Consider the following 14,453-nt stretch of genomic DNA (forward strand, 5'->3'; position numbering starts at 1 on the left):
TCACATCGCGAATCGCTCGGTGGATCACGGGTGCTTACACTTGAGCATGCCTCAGCAGTCTGACTCCGCCGCAAAATCCGTAGTGCAGGTACCGCCGGCGGCGCGCGAATTACTCCGGGCCATCTTGGTGCACGGACCCACAACGCGCGCGGATCTGGTCTCGCGGCTAAACCTTTCGGCAGCTAGTTTGACTAGGTTGGGTGCACCGCTTTTGCGGCAAACGCTCTTAGTGGAGGGCGAGCTGATAAGCGACGGACATGTAGGCCGTCCACTCTGATTACTCGATGTGCGAGCGGATGCTGGACACTTCGCTGGCCTGAAGATTACTGGGTCAGAAATCTTCGCGGTCATCACGGATTTGCGTGCTGAACCAGTGATTTCCCAGCGAGTAAAACTGCGCGACCGCCAGGTCTGTGCGGTGGTTGAGGCGATGGAGGTCCAAACCGGAATTCAAGTCAACGGGGTAGGAATCTCGCTAGGCGGCAGCGTGGCCGACGGAGTTACGGTGCTGCGCGCGCCATTTTTGGGTTGGCGAAATGTTCAGCTAGCTGCCAAAGTGCAAGACCATTTGCACCGCCCGGTAGCTCTGGAGAACGATGTACAAGCCCTCACCGTGGCCCAGCAGTGGTTTGGTGCAGGACGGCGAACAGAAAACTTCGCGGTGCTCACCATTGGTGCCGGTGTGGGCTACGGACTGGTGCTGAATGACCGACTGATCGAATCAGCAGATTGGGGCTTAGGCCTTATTGGTCATTTCCCGATTGATCCAGGCGGCCCGCAGTGTGCTGCAGGACATCGTGGCTGTGCCCGGGCCTTTCTGACCATCGAAAGCATTTGCACATTAGCGGCCCAGGCCTATGGCGAGCCCTTGGACTACGCCGATGTTTTGCGACGTGCAGCGGATGGGCACCGGCAATTGGGCCAGCTAATCACTCAAGCGGGCCGTGCATTGGGTATTCTCGCGGCCGCTGTTGCGAATTTGACCGGGGTGAAAACCATTGTGCTCTCGGGGGAAGGCATCGGCTTGTTTCTGGCCGTTGAACCAACTGTTCGGGCCGCTGCCGCAGAACGACGAGACCCGGAAGCGGCAGAGCTAGATTTTGTGCCAACGCCGGACAACTTGGCCAGCAGCGACTTTGCCGAATGGGCGCGTGGGGCTGCCGCCGTCGCCATCGAACGGACGCTTTTAGGCGTCATCTCGCGTTGACGGATGAGTGTGTCAAGATTGGTCCAAGCCGGAATACCCTTCGGCAGCGAATGCGTTCTGCGTAGTGACAAAGATCCGCGAGCAAAGGTGCCATCATGAGCAAGCTTTATGACATTCCCTTGACCCTGAACGATGGGACGCCAAGCGATTTTTCTCGTTACAAAGGCAAAACCGTGCTGGTGGTCAACGTTGCATCGCAGTGCGGATTTACGCCGCAGTATGCCGGGCTCGAGGCGCTCTATGAGAAGTACAAAGATCAGGGCTTCGAAATTTTGGGCGTGCCGTGCAATCAATTTGCGGGTCAAGAACCCGGCACCGACGAAGACATCGCCGATTTTTGCAACAAAAACTTTCGGCGTAACCTTCGACCTGACTGCCAAGGCTGATGTCCGGGGCAAAAATCAGCACCCGCTTTATGCTGAACTGACCAAGTTCAAAAATGGGATTCTGCCCGGACTGATCAAATGGAATTTCGAAAAATTCCTGGTTAATAACGACGGCGAGATCGTCGCTCGGTTTGCGCCCACGGTAGAGCCGGATTCTGCCGAAGTAGTTGCGGCGATCGAAAAACAGCTTGCCTAAGTACGTAACCATTTGGCTACAACCTGGCCTGCGCAGCGTTAATAAAGGCGCAAAATGGAATAATTTCTTTAGGCTGGTCTCGTGATCTTTAAAGCTGTGGGCGATTCCAAGCCCTACCCTGAACACGGATACAACACGCCTAAGGACTGGGCCGTAGTTCCGCCACGACAAGTTCGTCTCGATGAGCTCATCACCACTAAGGGCACGCTAGATCTGGAAGCGCTTCTGGCCGAAGATTCGACGTTCTTCGGTGACCTGTTTCCGCACGTCGTTCAGTTCAAAGGCGTTCTCTACTTGGAAGACGGCCTGCACCGTGCGGTGCGAACCGCACTTCACCAGCGAACGGTCTTGCACGCCCGCGTGCTGATCCTCGATGACTGAGCCAACTGACGCCGGGACAAGCGCCGGTGAGCAAGGCGGCGAATCGCAGCCAGCCGTGCCGCCAAAGCCGCCTCTGTCGCCCAGCGAACTCAAACGCGAGCGTGCGCGCCAAGCGAAGCTCAAGGAACTTGAAGAGCGACGCGCAGCTAAAGCTGAAGAGCAATTGCGCCGGGATGAGGCCGAGGCACGCGGGGAGGCCTATCACGGCCATCACGTGGTCGATGGCGAGGCGCTTGACGAGGTTTTCGAGGAGCAGACGCCCGAGAAAATTCGGTGGCGGCATCGACTAACTCACCGAGTGATCCTGTCGATCCTTGGTGTCATTGTTGTGGTGGCACTGGCCTTGGCGTTTTTGGTGTTAAACGGAGTAGTGAAGTTTCCGCAAGCTGCTCCATCGACCAGCAGTAGTGCGCCGGCGGACCCAACTTGCCCCGCAGATACCTTTGATTGTCAGGACAACATCGGTATTTCAGTCAGTGTATTTAACGCAACCTCGCGGGCTGGACTAGCTGGCGGTCTAGCAACCGAGTTAAAGGCGCGCGGTTATCAGGTTGGCACCATCGGAGATAAAGAGATGAAGTCTTCGAGCCCAGGCGTCATTGTTTCTGGCCTCATGGGTCAAGCTGCAGCTTTCAACCTGCAGCGAAACCTGCCTGGCTTGGAATACCGAAAGGATGATCGGGCCGATGCAACCGTGGACGTCTACCTGCTTGGCGGCTACCAAGGTCCAATGGCGGCTGACAAAGTAGATAAAACTGCCGGGAAGATCGTCTGCAAAAGCGCCGCTGGTGCGGCCAAAGGCTGACCCTTAGGCCCAAACACTGCTGCCGGACCCTCCGAAAAAAGATTTAAAAAGAAGTTTTGTTTTTTCGCGTCACGAATCCTAGATCCAGCACACCTAGTAGTGGAAGCAGGATCTATTGGGGGCATTCACTACGAGATGCCGAATGTTACGGGCCTGTCCGCTCGAAGCCTGAGAAAGGCTCAGCGGACAGGCCCGTATTCGTTCCCGGCTCAAGTCAACGAGCTCGGCTCAATTCAACGAGAAATACTGGCCAGCAGTCGGTCAATATCTTCGGAATCAGCAGGCACTGGTTCACAGTCCAGATGCGTGCGAAAGTCGGCAAATTCTTCGGTGCTGGTCAGTGCTGCTTGGCAATTAAGCAACGCGGCAAAGAAGAGCGGAGACTTTTCGGCAACCGCGTGAATATTGTGTCCGCGAACGGTGAGCGTGGCATTTGCTGGCGCAAAGACTTCCAAGCAGATCTGACCCAATGCGGCCAGCTGCTGCCAGTCCATCACCGGTTGGATGGGGGCAGCAGAGTTCTTCGATAACGTCACGGTACCCAACACTGAGGACCCGGCCGCCGTCGAGCTAGCTAACCGGTGAATTTCAGAACTGAAGTGGCTTAAGCTGATTAGCCCCGTTGCGGGATCGGTGCAAATGAGTGATTGCCCAGATTCGGAGCCTTCGGCCCAGCCTTCTGCAAAGGCCTGAATGGCGGCGAAATTTAACGATTTGTGTGCGGCTTGGAAGAAGCAATAGAAATCACCAAGTGCTTCCGCCATGCCAATGCCTTGGCGATGCCTAGCGTTACCCAGCGACCGTGCGGCAAAGATCAGCGCTTCCACTGATTTTCCGGTTCTCGCGACAATCTCTACCTCGCTGAGCCACCAATCTTGTGGCAGACGCCAACACGTCTTGATACTGAGCGCTTGCCATTGTTGAAGGGTGCGATCAGCCGGGCCGCCCACAATTGTGAGGCCACGAAGGCTAATCAGTTCCACATGAGATAAGTGCGTTGAGGTAACCAATCGTGACGGGAAAATCCGGAAAAGTTTTGAGGCACGGGAAATTGCGCGAGAAATTCTTGAAATAGCCCTTAGTTGCATAATGTGAAGCGAGGGCCGCAGACTGTGTGAGGGGTTTTGCCTGGGGGAGCAGGGAATGGATTCGTCAATGGGTGAAGTATCGAGCCCGGAGCACGGCGGTCCTGACCAAACGAGCGACGGAGAACTGATCGCGCGGGTCAGAACTGGTGACACCGCTGCGTTTGGGCAACTTTTTGAGCGGCACCGCGACGTTGCGCTGTCCGTTGCCCGACGAAATTCGGATAGTGCTACCGATGCTGAAGACGCCGTTTCTGAGGCATTTTCCTCAATATTTCAGGCCTTGAGTGCGGGAAAAGGGCCCGATAGCTTTTTCCGAGCCTATTTACTCTCTGCGGTGACTCGGATTGCCCGGCATCGAAACGTACATGCTGGTAGATCTGGGCTAACTTCCGAGACTGAGATTTTAGACCAAGCCACTCAGGACGCCGATCCGGTGCTCCTAGAGTTCGAATCCAATACGGTCTCCCAAGCTTTTTCGATCCTGCCCGAACGTTGGCAAGCCGTGCTGTGGTACTTGGATGTAGAGCGAATGAAGCCGGCCATGGCGGCAACATATTTGGGCCTTTCACCAAATGCGGTCTCAGCCTTGGCAATCCGGGCGCGAGACGGTTTACGCAAAGCCTATTTGCAAAGCCATGTGAGCGAGACGGTCCAGGATAACTGCGCGCCTTACGCCTCGAAACTCGGTTCCTTTGCGATGAATACCCTGCGCCGAACCGAGCGTAGAGCAGTGCAAGAGCACCTAGAGAATTGCGCGAAATGCACCGCGGTACTGTTGGAACTCACTGATGTCAGTTCGGCCATGCGTGCCGGTTTGATCCCGGTGGTGCTGGGCGCGGGAGCGCTTGGTTGGTTTGGCCTGGCGCCAGCTGGCGGCGTAGTAGCTTCTGCCGGGTTACTCGTCTGGCTACAAGGGATTGTGCGCGCAATATTCGAATGGTTCCAACAGCTTGGCCGGACGACATTAGCTGTTTCCGGGGCGGCAGTAGTGGTGGTTGCGGTTGCCGTGGCAGCCGTTGCTAGTCAGGGTTTTGGGCTGTGGTCACCACCGCCTACCGCGCAAGCGGAACCCGCGGCGCCCACATCGAATAGCCCGCAAGTACAACCAACAGCAGAAACTTCTCCGGTAGCCTCGCCGCCACCGACTGAAGTAGGCGAAACGCCCAGCCCGTTGCCGCCAGTTGCAGTGCCCAGCCCGCTTCCGGTGCCCTCGCCAACTGCTCCACCATCGGCGAGAAACGATCCAACGCCCTCTGCAACGCCGTCGCCCGCTGTGCCGCCAACGCAAGCAGCCCAACTACTCGTGTCCGCAAGCGCTTCGGCGCGACCGCCGTCGTCGGCGCCCTTATTGCGCGTCAGCTTCAATGTTTCGGGGACCACAATGCTGGAGCCCGCCACCGTCACGCTTCGACTCAAAGGAGATTCGAGCCTAGCGTTTGGGCTTTGGGATCATCAGCCTGCCGGTTGGCAATGCGAGGTTGTTGATAAGGCGACAATACGCTGCGAGTCCAAGGCTCCGGACCGCGCTGATTTGTCCTTCAACATCTATGCGCTTGTTTCGCCAACAGCTGCAAGTGCTGTTTTGAACTACGAATATTCAAGCAGCCAGACGCGGATTTTCAGCGCAGATTACTTGTTGCGCTGAGCCTAAGCGGCGCCGCTGATCAATCGGATGGGCCGGCCAGTTTCGTCGAAGTGTGCCCCGGCGCCTGCTTGGATAAATTGCACGGTAGTTTCGATGCGCTCTTGGAGTGCAGCATCTTCGGCGTCGGTGCTGCGTGAAGCGCTCGCAGTCAACGAGCCATGAATGAGGTGTGCCAAATCGGCTACCTCAGTGGGTGGCAAGTAGCCTTCAGTAACCGCGCGCGCCAAAATATCCTGAAGTAGCTTACTGAGCTCGCCCACGTGTACGGATAGCTTGGCGAATGAGTCAGCTGAAAGCACTGAACGCATTGCGGGTCCTGGCGGAAGGTGACGTTTGGACAGGTCTTCAATCTGTGCGCGAACGTAACAAGCAAGCTGGTCCACAGGATTGGCTAAAGCAGAAAGTTCCGACTTTAGATCAGCTAAGAATCGGCCGGTTTCATCGAGGGCATACGCGACGAGGAGCTGTTCCAAGTCCGCGAAGTAGTTATAGACCGCGGTCCGGCCCACCCCGGCGCGTCGAGCCACATCGGTCATGGTGAGTCCGGGCAGGCCGTGTGAGAAGAGCAGCTCGCCGAACGCGTCAAGGACTTTGCGCTGTGTGAGCTCGCGCTGTTCGGCGTTGCTGGAGGCGACTATGCGGGGCATGTAGACATATTAGCTGATTTTGTCAGTAAACGCTGAGTCTCGACTATTTCGCCCCCTGAGAACCAGCCTTCTCTCCGTTGAGGGGTCGCGTGATGACGCTAAGCGAAGCGCTTAGCGTCATCACGCGACCCCTCAACGGAGAGAAGCGGTAGAAGCCGAAGGAACTGGGATGGAGATACCGTTTTCCGCTGACGATCGAGCTATCGTTTCCAGCACTTGTTGAACTTGCAGACCTTCCGCGAATGACGGCGACGGCGTTTCGCCACCTTCGATGCAAAGCAAGAAGTCACGGACTTGGTGCGTGAAGCTGTGCTCCCAGCCGATGATGTGACCTTGCGGCCACCACGCTGCTAGATAAGGATGCTCTGGTTCGGTGACCAAAATTCGTCGGAATCCCTGTTCAGCGATTGAATCTGTGGAGTCCAAGAATTCCAACTCGTTGAGCCGCTCGAGGTCGAATTTCAATGCTCCCTCGCTGCCATAGATCTCCAGCTGAAGCGCATTTTTACGGCCGGTAGCCACCCGGGATGCATCCAGACTGGCGACCGCGCCAGATCCCAATACCAAGTTGGCCCAGACCGCGTCATCAACCGTGACTTCTTCGAGCTGGCCGGAGGGCCCTGGGCGTTTTGCCACAAAGGTCTTCAGCGGGCCAGAGGTAGCGGCTACTTTGTCTGCGAGCACAAACTGCACCAAGTCGACGGCGTGGCTAGCGATGTCTCCCAACGCGCCAGATCCGGCGGTCTCAGCACGTAAACGCCAGGTCATAGGTGATTGCTCATCGCTAAGCCAATCCTGGAGGTAGGACGCTCTGACTTGCCGAATAGCGACAAGTCGCCCGGAGGTTACCAAGTTTCGGGCAAGCGCTAGCGCGGGAATTCGACGATAGTTAAAGCCCACTATCGAGAAAACGCCGCGGCTCGTTGCCTCGGCTGCTGCGGCAACCATCGCCTCTGCCTCGGCGACCGAATTGGCCAATGACTTTTCTACGATCACGTGTTTTCCAGCTTGCAAGGCGGCAATCGCGATTTCGGCGTGCGTCCAGCCGGGTGTTCAAATGTCCACAATCTGGATGTCATCGCGCTCAAGAACGCGTCGCCAATCCGTCTCAGTTTCTTGCCAGCCGAATTGGGCTGCGGCGGCAGCGAGTTCGGTTGAGGAGCGCCCGACCAATACCTGCTGCTGATAATGAGGTAACGCAAATGCCGCACGCGCATTCCGCCAAGCCGCCGAATGCGCGCGGCCCATGAACCCGTAGCCGATCGCGGCAATGCCTAGCGTGGTGGTGCTAGCCATGGTCAGCCGCCCAGTGTAGCGCCGAACGGATTCCAATCCGCTGGTAGCGCCTTCGTTGCTGGGGCAGTGGAAGTTACTTCAACAAACTCGCCGCGCTCGCCGGACTCCGTTATTGAGGCCATCGCATCGACCACGTGGAAGGCTTGCTCGCCGGTTGCCCGGTGCGGCACACCGGCCCGAATCGACCGGGCCATATCCAAGGCGCCAACGCCGCGTCCGGTGACTTCCCCTTCACAAGGAACAGTGGTCCACTCATCGCTGCCAGCTCGGCAGATTTTGATCTCGCCGTCGAAATTATTCGGGTCTGGCAACGCGATAGTCGCCTCGGTTCCGGTGATTTCCACCACGCCTACTCGTACCTTCGGCGAGTCGAAGCTAAAGATGCTCTGCCCGGAGCCGCCGTCGGCGAACTGCAAAAGTGCGCCAAAATGCGTAGGGACCTGGACGTCGAACACTTCGTTTTCTTTAGGGCCGGAGCCGATGACGCGTTGAGCCTTGGCTTGTGAACTGAGAGCTGCAACGCGTGAAATTGAGCCAAAAGTTTGCACTAGCGCGGTCAAATAGTACGGGCCAATATCGAAGAGCGGCCCGGCACCTTGCTGAAACAAGAACGCGGGGTTCGGGTGCCATGATTCGGGGCCAGGGGACTGAAACACCGAGAGGGCGGTCAGCGGTTGGCCAATGTCGCCGCGTTCGATCATCCGGCGCGCCGTCTGCAGGCCAGGCCCCAGGAAAGTATCCGGTGCGCAACCGAGCCGCAAGCCAGCTCGGTTAGCCGCCTCAAGCAGGCCACGGCCGCTTTCCCGGTCTAGGGAAAATGGCTTTTCGCTCCAGACGTGTTTGCCCGCTGCGACGGCGGCTTCAGCCACTTCAACGTGCGCGGCCGGAATGGTCAGATTGACCACGATTTCGACGTCGGGGTGGCTGAGCGCCGCCTCTACGCCGCCGTGAGTTTCGATGTTGAATTCCTTGGCACGGTCAGCAGTAACTTGTTCAAAGACGTCCGCAACTACATGAACTTTGACATCGGGAAACTTCGCGAGGTTTTCCAGATACTGCTTACTAATGACGCCAGCGCCAATGAGCGCAATTCCTACTGGGGCGCTCATGCGTTAGCACCCTGAGCGTCTGCGAGGCCGTTCAAATAAGCCAGGCTTCCGGCTAGGCCATCGAAAATATCGCCACGGTAGTCGTCAAACTCGATTACGCCAGCTTCCAACTGCGGCGCGGCGGCCAAAATAGCGGGAATATCCACTTTTCCTTCACCAACGGGTAGTTGGTCCAGTGGCTCGGTAGTCAGCGGTCCATCTTTTAGGTGAACGAACTTAACTCGGTTACCTAAGCGATGCAAAAGTTCGGCGGGGTTTTCACCAGCCACTGCGGCCCAGTAAGTGTCAACTTCGAGCCCTACGGCGTCGTCTAGGCGGTCGGCGAGCTGCTCCAAGGCGCTGCGGCCCTCGAGTTTGGTTTCCAGTTCCCACCAGTGGTTGTGATAGCCCACGGTGATGCCGTATTCGGCGCCCTTGGCGGCCGCAGCATTGAGCGCCTGAGCAGTTTTCTCAATTTCTTCGAGGCGTTTCCATTGCTCTTCGGGGATAAATGGGTCGATCACCGTGCCAATGCCCAGTGCTTTAGCGGCGGCAAAAATTTCGTCCTGATCGCTTTTCAGCAGTGGCGCATGTCCGCTTGGCGCCTTGAGGCCTTGAGGCCATGAGTACTGAGTGCTACAGCAAGCTCTTTCGCCGTGGCAGCAAAGTTATAAGGTTCGACGGCGGTGAATCCGAGTTCCGCAATCTTGGCTACCGTGCCGGAAAGGTCTTCTTCAAGCTGGCGGCGCACCGAGTAGAGCTGGACCGAAAGCAATGGCTTGGGCATGCTGCTCCTTGTGGAGAGAAATGAGCTGAATAGCATCAACTCTATTCAACTTATGTCGATCGTCAAGCAAAAGATGCCATTTTTATGACAATACTCGAGAAGGTTCAACAATTTTCCGGTCAGAATTGCCCTAGTTGGCAATAGTTTCGCTCTGAACAGGACATTTGTCCTCGGACCGTGCTATCACTGGATCCATGTCAATGCTCCAAAGCACCGCAAATGGCCTTTCTAATGGCGCGCTCAACGCCGCCAGTTCGCTGACTCGAGCGGGGGAGCTATTCCAGATCTTTCGAGATGGCCAAGCGCGTACCCGCGCTGAGCTGGCCGAGCTCACTGGTCTGGCGAGGTCAACCGTTGCCGCCAGGCTCGATGCGCTGACCGCCCTTGGCCTGATCGGTCCCGCGGGTGAGGCTGTCTCTTCGGGTGGGCGGCCGCCGTCGCGCGTAGCCTTCAACCCCACTGCCAGGATTGTGTTTGCCGTCGACGTCGGAGCGACGCACTTATTGGTCGCGCTGACCGATCTCGGTGGGCGGCTGTTGGGTGAGCGGAAAGTCGCGGCAGACGTATCTGACGGGCCCGAAAAAGTGCTCGATCTAGTCATTCGACAATGTCAAGAATTACTCGCAGAGTCCGGCCGGTCAGCTAAAGAGCTTGCCGGAATAGGCATTGGAGTTCCTGGGCCAGTCGAGCACAGCAGTGGAAAACCAGCCAGTCCGCCGATCATGCCTGGTTGGGATCGCTTTGATATTCCGAGCTATATCCAGCGAGTCTTTGACACAGATGTGTTGGTAGACAACGACGTCAACATCATGGCGCTAGGTGAACGCGCGGCCCATTGGCGCGAAGCGCAGGACCTGCTATTTATCAAGGTCGCCACTGGCATTGGCTCCGGCATTATCAGCGGAGGTTTACTGCAACGTGGCGCGGATGGCACTGCGGGCGATCTGGGTCATGTGCGGGTGGCTAGGGGTGAAGGCATTATTTGTCGCTGCGGCAATGAAGGTTGCCTGGAGGCGATTGCTTCGGGGCCGGCCATTGCGCGTGCGTTGACCGAGTCCGGGGTGCCCGCCAATAACGGCGAAGAAATCTTGGCACTCGTTCGTGCTGGAAATGTTCAGGCGATCCAGGTGTTTCGGCAGGCCGGACGCGATGTTGGCGATGTTTTGGCCACCTGCGTCAGCATGCTGAACCCAGCGGTGGTAGTCATCGGCGGTTCACTCTCCGCGGCAGGCGAGCACTTGCTAGCAGGCGTTCGAGAGGTGGTCTATGCGCGCTCGCTGCCCCTTGCTACCTCACGATTGAGTATTGTGCAATCCAAGGCGGGGGCGGAGGCCGGCGTCCTGGGCGCTAGTCGAATGGTCACCGACCACGTGCTTTCCGCTAGTCGAATTGATGCGGCGCTCGCGCTGCTCTAAATCTGGGCGGTAGCAGGTTTGACGTTCAACTTTTAGGTCTGATGCTTACTTTTTGGTGCGGGCTTTTCGGCATGCCATCGCCTTCTGAGCGCCGATACTCGATCCTTTCGCACCGTTCGCAAGTCATTTGCTTTGATGCAAACAAGAATAACCAATTTACTGCGCACTTTTGATTAACCTCCGGCATAAGTTGCTCTAGGTTTGAGATAACCATTGTGGGACGGGTCACATTTCAGTGATCTGCTTCGGTTCAACCGACAAGGAAGTCTTCCGTGAAAGTTCGCAAACTCGTAGCAATTGCGGCGCTCAGCACGCTCGCACTCAGCACTGCCGCCTGCGGGGGCGGCGGCAGTAATTCGAATAGCTCAGGTGGTGGCACTCTGACCTATTGGGCCTCGAACCAGGGCGCCAGCCTGGACAATGACAAACAGAATCTGACGCCGTTGCTGGACAAATTCCAGCAACAAACCGGCGTAAAAGTGAACCTAGAAGTCATCGGTTGGAATGACTTGCAGACCCGAATCCAAACCGCTGTCACTTCTGGTCAGGCGCCCGACGTCGTCAATATTGGCAATACTTGGGCGTCCTCGCTGCAGGCCACTGGCGCGTTTATGCCCTATTGCGATGAAGAGATGAAGGCGACCGGCGGCGCGGACAAATTCGTCAAAACCGCTTTGGACACCGGTGGAGCGCCCGGACAGACTGCCACTTCAGTGCCGCTTTACGGTCTGGCCTATGGGCTCTACTACAACAAGACGATGTTTACCGCTGCCGGGCTACAGCCTCCCACAACGTGGGAAGACATGGTTTCTGCGGCGAAAAAACTCACTACCGGTGGCGTTCATGGCTTCGCCTTGGCCGCGGGCAGCTACACCGAAAACGCGCACTTTGCCTTCATAAACTCCGCCCAAAACGGTGCAGAGCTATTCGACAAAGACGCTAAGCCGACCTTCGACTCGGACGGCGTGGTGGACGGTGTGAAGCGCTACCTCGATTTGATGCAGACGGACAAAGTTGTTGACGTGGCTAATGCGCAATACGACAACGGGACCAAGGCAGTCAAAGACTTTGCTTCCGGCAAGGTCGGCATGATTTTGACGCAGAACAACGCCGATAATTCGATTTCAAGCAACGGAATGAAAAGCGACGCATACGGCGTGGTTCCCTTCCCAGCTCCGCAGAATGCGAAGGAGAAGATTGCCAGCTTTGTTGCCGGCATCAATCTCTCGATCTTCAAAAACACCAAAAATAAGGACGCCGCGCTCAAATTCGTGAACTTTATGACCAGCCCGGATACCCAAACGACCTTGGGTAAGCCGTTTTCTTCCTTGCCGGTGCTCAAAGATGCAAAGGCGGTCTTTACCGATAACGAGGCGGAGGCAAAAACCTTCAGCGATATTTACGCGAACATGTCCAAGCCATTGCCGCTGACGCCCAATGAGGATCAGTTTGAAAACACCGTAGGTAAGGCGATGAACCAGTTCTTTGCCACCATTGCCTCTGGCGGAACGGTGAGCGCCGACGATATTCGTAAGGCCTTCAAAGCAACTCAGGAGCAAGTAGCAGCAGCCGGATAGTCGACGACGGCGGGGTCGCAGTAGCGCGGCCCCGCAACGAAATTCGCCTGCCAGGATCTTGGCAGGTTGGACCTGGAAGGGAAAAACGTGTCCGTCTTGACTCGCGCCGAGAGTCCCGCAGAGCCTCCGGTAGCCCGCAATAAAACTCGCGTCAAAAAGCGCAAACCGGTGGGTCGCTGGTTGCCATATGCCTTGTTGGCACCCGCAGTAATTTTTGAACTACTCATTCACGTCGTCCCCATGGTGTTTGGCATTTGGGTTAGCTTTTTCAAGCTGACCAAGGTGTTCATTGCGAATTGGAGCAGCGCGCCCTTTATTGGGCTTGGCAACTACCAAATTGCCATTGACTTCAACGGGGCTGTTGGGCAGGGCTTACTCCGTTCGTTTTTAGTCACCTGCGGATTCACCATCTTGGTGGTGGGTATTTCCTGGTCCTTCGGAATGGCAGGCGCTGTGGCGCTGCAGCGCAAATTCTTTGGTCGCGGATTCTTGCGGACGCTTTGCCTGATCCCCTACGCGTTGCCAACCTATGCTGCGGTTATCACCTGGAAATTTATGTTCCAGAAGGATACAGGCGCGATTAACTTTTTCCTTTACGACGTACTGCACTTGCCCGGGGACAAGCCGTTCTGGCTCATTGGTGACAACTCCTTTGTGGCGTTGGTTGTGGTGGCGATCTGGAAGATGTGGCCGCTCGCTTTCCTGATGCTGATGGCTGGCCTGCAATCAGTTCCGCAGGATGTTTATGAAGCCTCGGCAGTTGACGGCGCAAAGCCGTTCCGGCAGTGGCAGTCCATTACTTTACCCATGATGCGTCCGGTCAACACCGTGCTGCTTTTGGTGATGTTTCTCTTGACTTTCAACGATTTCAATACGCCCTTTGTGTTGTTTGGCAGCGCGCAACCGCCGCTGGGCGATCTGATCTCATTCCACATCTACAACGCCTCGTTCTTGACCTGGAACTTTGGCTCGGGTTCGGCAATGTCAGTGCTCTTGCTGCTGTTCCTGTTAGTGGTCAGCGGCATCTATCTTCTGATTTTGAATAGGAAGTCTAAGCGTGCGTGAAACCCAAGGGAGCAAAGTCTTCCGAATTGTGACTCTGGTAATTCTTGGCGTTTTCACCGCGGTGCCCATTTACGTAATGATCACCTCCGCGCTCAAGCCACTGGGCGATGTGCAAAGGCCGTTCAGCTGGTGGCCCAGCAATCTGACCATTCAACCGTTTATTGACATCTGGAAGACGGTGCCGCTGGCTGGTTACTTTGGCAATTCGCTTATCGTGGCTGGCTGGCTGGCTGGCTGGCTGGCTGGCTCGGCGACGGTGATCAGCGTCATTATCGCGATTTTCGCCGCTTATGCGATGAGTCGCTATAAGTTCTTTGGCCGAGGCGTATTTTCTACCACGGTACTCTCAACGCAGATGTTCCCTGGTGTACTTTTCCTGCTGCCGTTGTTCTTGATTTTCGTCAACATCAACTCGGCGCTTGGCATCCAGCTGGTAGGAACTCGGCTGGGTCTGATCATTACGTATCCCACCTTCTCGCTGCCGTTTTCGATCTGGATGCTAGCCGGCTATTTCGACGGTATTCCGCGCGAGCTGGATGAGGCAGCAAAGGTCGACGGCGCGGGGCCGATGGGAGCACTCTGGCGGGTAGTGCTTCCTGCTGCGAGGCCCGGACTGATCGCGGTGGCGATCTATTCGTTCATGACGTCATGGGGCGAGGTGTTGTTCGCTTCGGTGATGACGACTGACGAAAATCGCACGCTCGCCGTCGGCCTGCAGCTGTATTCCACCCAAACGAATGTCTACTGGAACCAGATCATGGCGGCGTCGCTCGTGGTGAGCATCCCGGTCGTCGTCGGCTTCTTGTTCCTGCAAAAGAACTTTGTGGCCGGGCTCACCGCGGGTGCGGTCAAGTAGCCGTCACTCCGTAC

At 56.6% G+C, this 14,453-nt stretch carries 12 protein-coding genes and 3 pseudogenes; 10 read left to right on the forward strand and 5 right to left on the reverse strand.

Going from position 1 to position 14,453, the window contains the following annotated elements; translation table 11 throughout:
- Positions 1–46: 46 nt before the first annotated feature.
- The 5 genes and pseudogenes from RSAL33209_RS15720 (at position 47) to RSAL33209_RS00645 (ending at position 2,975) form a co-directional block, all read left to right on the forward strand.
- Positions 47–277 carry a hypothetical protein gene (locus RSAL33209_RS15720; protein ID WP_049758739.1) on the forward strand — a complete coding sequence of 77 codons (231 nt, stop codon included), beginning with the start codon at positions 47–49 and terminating at the stop codon, positions 275–277.
- Between the two features lie 9 nt (positions 278–286).
- Positions 287–1,207 carry an ROK family protein gene (locus RSAL33209_RS00630; RefSeq protein ID WP_012243613.1) on the forward strand — a complete coding sequence of 307 codons (921 nt, stop codon included), beginning with the start codon at positions 287–289 and terminating at the stop codon, positions 1,205–1,207.
- Positions 1,208–1,302: 95 nt separating this feature from the next.
- Positions 1,303–1,789 (forward strand): annotated as a pseudogene (locus RSAL33209_RS00635) (glutathione peroxidase).
- Positions 1,790–1,870: 81 nt separating this feature from the next.
- Positions 1,871–2,170 (forward strand): type II toxin-antitoxin system VapB family antitoxin, encoded by a 300-nt coding sequence (locus RSAL33209_RS00640; protein WP_012243615.1) that lies wholly within the window; start codon positions 1,871–1,873, stop codon positions 2,168–2,170.
- Positions 2,163–2,975 (forward strand): LytR C-terminal domain-containing protein, encoded by an 813-nt coding sequence (locus tag RSAL33209_RS00645; protein WP_012243616.1) that lies wholly within the window; start codon positions 2,163–2,165, stop codon positions 2,973–2,975. Before RSAL33209_RS00640 ends, RSAL33209_RS00645 begins: the two co-directional genes overlap by 8 nt.
- A 233-nt stretch (positions 2,976–3,208) precedes the next feature.
- Here RSAL33209_RS00645 and RSAL33209_RS00650 read toward each other — a convergent pair whose 3' ends face one another.
- The gene (locus RSAL33209_RS00650) at positions 3,209–3,958 is read right to left on the reverse strand and encodes a hypothetical protein (protein WP_041684250.1); all 750 of its coding nucleotides are present in this window, start codon (positions 3,956–3,958) and stop codon (positions 3,209–3,211) included.
- 172 nt (positions 3,959–4,130) lie between these two features.
- Here RSAL33209_RS00650 and RSAL33209_RS00655 point away from each other — a divergent pair, with 172 nt between their 5' ends.
- Positions 4,131–5,708, forward strand: a complete 1,578-nt coding sequence (locus RSAL33209_RS00655) for a sigma-70 family RNA polymerase sigma factor (RefSeq protein WP_158539275.1) — start codon at positions 4,131–4,133, stop codon at positions 5,706–5,708.
- Between the two features lie 2 nt (positions 5,709–5,710).
- On the opposite strand, the gene RSAL33209_RS00660 is transcribed toward RSAL33209_RS00655, so the two are convergent.
- From RSAL33209_RS00660 to RSAL33209_RS00675, 4 genes and pseudogenes are all read right to left on the reverse strand, one after another.
- Positions 5,711–6,355: a TetR/AcrR family transcriptional regulator gene (locus RSAL33209_RS00660; protein ID WP_012243619.1), complete on the reverse strand. Its 645-nt coding sequence runs from the start codon at positions 6,353–6,355 to the stop codon at positions 5,711–5,713.
- A gap of 132 nt (positions 6,356–6,487) precedes the next feature.
- Positions 6,488–7,651, reverse strand: a pseudogene (locus RSAL33209_RS00665) (Gfo/Idh/MocA family protein).
- 2 nt (positions 7,652–7,653) lie between these two features.
- Positions 7,654–8,760: a Gfo/Idh/MocA family protein gene (locus RSAL33209_RS00670; RefSeq protein ID WP_012243622.1), complete on the reverse strand. Its 1,107-nt coding sequence runs from the start codon at positions 8,758–8,760 to the stop codon at positions 7,654–7,656.
- Positions 8,757–9,526 (reverse strand): annotated as a pseudogene (locus tag RSAL33209_RS00675) (sugar phosphate isomerase/epimerase family protein). The gene RSAL33209_RS00670 and the pseudogene RSAL33209_RS00675 overlap by 4 nt, the downstream one beginning before the upstream one ends.
- 194 nt (positions 9,527–9,720) lie before the next feature.
- Here RSAL33209_RS00675 and RSAL33209_RS00680 point away from each other — a divergent pair.
- The 4 genes from RSAL33209_RS00680 (at position 9,721) to RSAL33209_RS00695 (ending at position 14,439) form a co-directional block, all read left to right on the forward strand.
- Positions 9,721–10,941 (forward strand): ROK family transcriptional regulator, encoded by a 1,221-nt coding sequence (locus RSAL33209_RS00680; protein ID WP_041684251.1) that lies wholly within the window; start codon positions 9,721–9,723, stop codon positions 10,939–10,941.
- A gap of 272 nt (positions 10,942–11,213) precedes the next feature.
- Complete coding sequence (locus RSAL33209_RS00685; RefSeq protein WP_012243626.1) at positions 11,214–12,518, forward strand: ABC transporter substrate-binding protein; 1,305 nt, start codon at positions 11,214–11,216, stop codon at positions 12,516–12,518.
- 87 nt (positions 12,519–12,605) lie between these two features.
- On the forward strand, positions 12,606–13,583 hold the full coding sequence (locus RSAL33209_RS00690; RefSeq protein ID WP_041684253.1) for a carbohydrate ABC transporter permease: 978 nt from the start codon (positions 12,606–12,608) through the stop codon (positions 13,581–13,583).
- Positions 13,576–14,439, forward strand: coding sequence for a carbohydrate ABC transporter permease (locus RSAL33209_RS00695; protein ID WP_012243628.1), 864 nt, complete (start codon positions 13,576–13,578; stop codon positions 14,437–14,439). Before RSAL33209_RS00690 ends, RSAL33209_RS00695 begins: the two co-directional genes overlap by 8 nt.
- Positions 14,440–14,453: the final 14 nt, after the last annotated feature.

Origin of the sequence: Renibacterium salmoninarum ATCC 33209 (assembly GCF_000018885.1) — a bacterium.
GTDB classification, from domain to species: domain Bacteria; phylum Actinomycetota; class Actinomycetes; order Actinomycetales; family Micrococcaceae; genus Renibacterium; species Renibacterium salmoninarum.

What these genes read in the sequence shown, in the direction of transcription:
- RSAL33209_RS00660 (WP_012243619.1), bottom strand. Translation starts at nt 6,355, where the DNA reads ATGCCCCGCATAGTCGCCTCCAGCAACGCCGAACAGCGCGAGCTCACA.
- RSAL33209_RS00645 (WP_012243616.1), top strand. Translation starts at nt 2,163, where the DNA reads ATGACTGAGCCAACTGACGCCGGGACAAGCGCCGGTGAGCAAGGCGGC.
- RSAL33209_RS15720 (WP_049758739.1), top strand. Translation starts at nt 47, where the DNA reads ATGCCTCAGCAGTCTGACTCCGCCGCAAAATCCGTAGTGCAGGTACCG.
- RSAL33209_RS00655 (WP_158539275.1), top strand. Translation starts at nt 4,131, where the DNA reads ATGGGTGAAGTATCGAGCCCGGAGCACGGCGGTCCTGACCAAACGAGC.
- RSAL33209_RS00680 (WP_041684251.1), top strand. Translation starts at nt 9,721, where the DNA reads ATGTCAATGCTCCAAAGCACCGCAAATGGCCTTTCTAATGGCGCGCTC.
- RSAL33209_RS00670 (WP_012243622.1), bottom strand. Translation starts at nt 8,760, where the DNA reads ATGAGCGCCCCAGTAGGAATTGCGCTCATTGGCGCTGGCGTCATTAGT.